The 3,646-nt window shown below is 64.3% G+C and carries 2 protein-coding genes; both read right to left on the minus strand.

Features of this window, described 5'->3' with window-relative positions; genetic code table 11:
• Positions 1 to 30: 30 nt before the first annotated feature.
• Positions 31 to 2,313: a transcription termination factor Rho gene (rho, locus tag ACNPM8_RS10290; RefSeq protein ID WP_448939790.1), complete on the minus strand. Its 2,283-nt coding sequence runs from the start codon at positions 2,311 to 2,313 to the stop codon at positions 31 to 33.
• 335 nt (positions 2,314 to 2,648) lie between these two features.
• Positions 2,649 to 3,581: a homoserine kinase gene (thrB, locus tag ACNPM8_RS10295; protein WP_105658403.1), complete on the minus strand. Its 933-nt coding sequence runs from the start codon at positions 3,579 to 3,581 to the stop codon at positions 2,649 to 2,651.
• Between the last annotated feature and the right edge of the window lie 65 nt (positions 3,582 to 3,646).

Raw genomic sequence — 3,646 nt, forward strand, 5'->3', positions numbered from 1 at the left:
GCTGGCTGCCCCCCATGGCGGTGGGTGGTGCTAATCCTTGTTTGGAGTGGTCTTGTTGACCAGCATCAAGAATTCCGCGTTCGATCCGGTTTCGCGGATCTTCCCGGTGAGCACTTCCAGTGCCTGCTGCGGATCGATGCCCGAGAGCATGCGGCGCAGGCGCCACATGATGCGCACTTCTTCGGCACTCATCAGCTGCTCTTCGCGGCGGGTCGAGGAAGCGTTGACATCCACTGCCGGGAAGATGCGCTTCTCGGCCAGCTGGCGCGAAAGGCGCAGCTCCATGTTGCCGGTGCCCTTGAATTCCTCGAAGATGACCTCGTCCATCTTGGAACCGGTCTCCACCAGGGCGGTAGCCAGGATGGTCAGCGAGCCGCCATTCTCGATGTTGCGGGCTGCACCGAAGAAGCGCTTCGGCGGGTACAGCGCTGCCGAGTCGACGCCGCCGGAGAGGATGCGGCCCGAGGCCGGAGCGGCCAGGTTGTAGGCACGGCCCAGGCGGGTCATCGAGTCCAGCAGGACCACGACATCCATGCCCATTTCCACCAGGCGCTTGGCGCGCTCGATGGCCAGCTCGGCCACGGTGGTGTGGTCATCGGCCGGGCGGTCGAAGGTCGAGGCGATGACCTCGCCCTTCACGGTGCGCTGCATGTCGGTGACTTCTTCGGGACGCTCATCAACGAGCACCATCATCAGGTGCACTTCCGGGTTGTTGATGGTGATCGCGTTGGCAATGGCCTGCAGGATCAAGGTCTTGCCGGCCTTCGGAGGCGAAACGATCAGGCCGCGCTGGCCCTTGCCGATTGGCGCGACCAGGTCGATGACGCGCGGGCCGACCAGCTTCGGATCGGTTTCCAGGCGCAGGCGCTCGGTCGGGTACAGCGGGACGAGCTTGTTGAACTCGACGCGTTCGCGGTTGTCCTCTGGCTTCTTGCCGTTGACCGAAGTCAGCTGCACCAGGGCGTTGAACTTCTGGCGCGGGTTCGGGGTCTCGCCCTCGCGTGGCTGGCGGATCGCGCCAACGATGGCGTCGCCCTTGCGCAGGTTGTACTTCTTGACCTGGCCCAGGGTGACGTAGACGTCGTTCGGGCCGGGCAGGTAGCCGGAGGTGCGCACAAAGGCGTAGTTCTCCAGCACGTCCAGGATGCCGGCGATCGGCAATACGACGTCGTCCTCGCTCAGCTGCGGCTCGTCGTCATCACGGCGGTTGCGGCGGTTGCGGTTGTTGCGATCGTTACGGTCGTTGTTGCGATCGTTACGGTCGTTGTTGCGATCGTTGCGATCATTGTTGCGCTCGCGGCGGTTGCTGCGGTCATTGCGATCGTTGCGGTCGTTGTTGCGCTCACGGCGCTCGCGGCGGTCATTGCGGTCGCCACGCTCGGAACGGTCCTCGATGTTCTCCGAGTCGTTCGAGTCGTTGTTGCGCTCGTTGCGATCATTGCGATCGTTGTTGCGCTCAGCACGATCGTTGTTGCGCTCATTGCGGTCGTTGTTGCGCTCGTTGCGGTCGTTGTTGCGCTCGTTGCGGCGGTTGTTGCGCTCGCGGCGCTCTTCGCGGCGGTCGGTGCGCTCTTCAGCGTTCTCCGACTCGGCAACTTCGGTGCGCTCGGTGCGCTCGGTGTTGCGATCGCGGCGGTTGCCACGCTCACGGCGGTTGCCGCGCTCGCGGCGCTCTTCGCGTGCTTCGCCGTTGCTCTCGGCGTTCTCCGCCGGTGCCTCGGCCTGCTCGGCTGCCTGCTCTGCTGGCTGGTCAACCGGCTTGTTGTTCCGCGAGTTGCGGCGCTGGCGTGGAGCCTTGGACTCCTCGGCTGCTGCCTGGTTCTCGGCTGGAGCCTCAGTAGCGGCTTCGTTGGCTTCGGCAGGAGCCGCAACCTTGCCCGAGTCGGTCACACGGCGCGAGGTGCGGCGTGCGCGAGCTGGCTTTTCAGCCGGAGCTTCAGCAGCCGCGCCGGCCTCTGGTGCGCTCTCGGTCTCAGCCTGCGCCTGGGCCGCGGCCTTTGGCGCACGACGTGCACGGGTCTTGGTTTCCTTGGCCTGCTCAGCTGGAGCTTCAGCCTTCGCTGCGGGAGCTTCGGTCTTGGCAGACTTCGCTTCCTGTGCGGCCTTGGCGTCCTTGGCGGCAACGGAACCACCGCGCTGGTGGTCGCCGATGGCCTTGACCAGATCAGCCTTGCGCATCCGCGAACCGCCGGTGATACCCAGCTGCGAAGCCAACTGCTGGAGCTGGGTCATTTTCAAAGAGGCCAGTCCGGCGCTCTTGTTTTCGGAAGTCTTGGTGTCCACGCCTTCGTTGAGGCTCGTGGTTTCGGTCACGAAAGTTCCTTCTGACTCGTAGGATGGGCCGCTTCAAGGCAGGCCCACTATGCCGTAAATGATGTTCAGCAGCCGAAGATTTCGTGGCTACTTCACTTTCTCCCCGCAAGATGGCCCAGAATTCGAGGCAAAACTGCAGTGGATTAGAGAGACTGACATCTCCTAGGCACGAAGACGTACCTGAATGCGGGATATCAAAGTTGCTGCGAACTGCAGGAAGATCCGGGACGGCTGGACGGATGAAATGGGGTTCGAGAACCGAATTTATCCGCATCAACACTGGCCACAAAGGATTCGGACCGGGCTACTGCCCAGCTATCCGGCCTGCCATGGTGTTACAGCACTTCTACTGTAACACCGTTGGCGGCCAGCTTGGGAACTTCAGCACGCCATGACACTGGAGATCCTGCAGAGAATTCATCGATGGCCGCTTGCACGGCAGCGACCTGTTCATCGCAGGCCACCAGGGTCAACACGGTCGGTCCGGCACCGGAAACCACTGCGGCCAGTCCTGCGCCGCGCAGCTTGGCAATCAGCGCCGCGCTTTCGGGCATGGCCGCGGCGCGATAGTCCTGGTGCAGGTAGTCCTTGGTGCCGCCCAGCAGCTGGCGCGGATCGTTGCTCAGCGCATGGATCAGCAGCGCGGCGCTCGCGCTGTTCGCCGCGGCTACCGCGTGGTCGACCTGTGCAGGCAGCGCGCCGCGCGCGACCTCGGTGGACAAGCCGTTGGACGGGATCGCCAGCACTGCGCGCAGGTCCGGGTGCAGGGGCACCTGCACCGAGCTGAAGCTGCCGGCGGCATCGGTGGCAGAGATGCTCAGCCCGCCAAAGACCGCCGGAGCCACATTGTCCGGGTGCCCTTCCCACGCTGCAGCCGCCTGGAAGATCCGCTCGGTCCCGCCACGAGCTGGGGCTGGAAGCAGCGCATCGGCGGCGGCGTAGGCCGCGACAATCGCCGCGGCCGAGGATCCCATGCCGCGCGCGTGCGGGATGTTGTTGTGCGCGACCAGCTGGACGCCAACCGGTTCAAAACCGGCGTCTTTCCAGTAGCGGTGCATTTCCTTGATGATCAGATGCGACTCATCGCGTGGCAGCTCCTGCGCCCCATCGCCGAAAATCTCGACACTGCTGGACCGCGCGGTGCGCACTTCGAGGCGGTCGCGGTATTCCAGGGCCAGGCCCAGCGAATCGAAGCCAGGACCGAGGTTGGCTGAGGTGGCCGGCGGGGAAACGATCAACTTCTGGCCCAGGGCGATCTGCTGCGTCATGGTTCCTTCAAGAATTCGGTGCGATAGGTATCAGGTGCGCAACGGCCCGCCCCGATTGGCTCCCC

It is taken from the genome of Glutamicibacter sp. AGC46, from assembly GCF_053543715.1.

What these genes read in the sequence shown, in the direction of transcription:
- thrB (WP_105658403.1), bottom strand. Translation starts at nt 3,581, where the DNA reads ATGACGCAGCAGATCGCCCTGGGCCAGAAGTTGATCGTTTCCCCGCCG.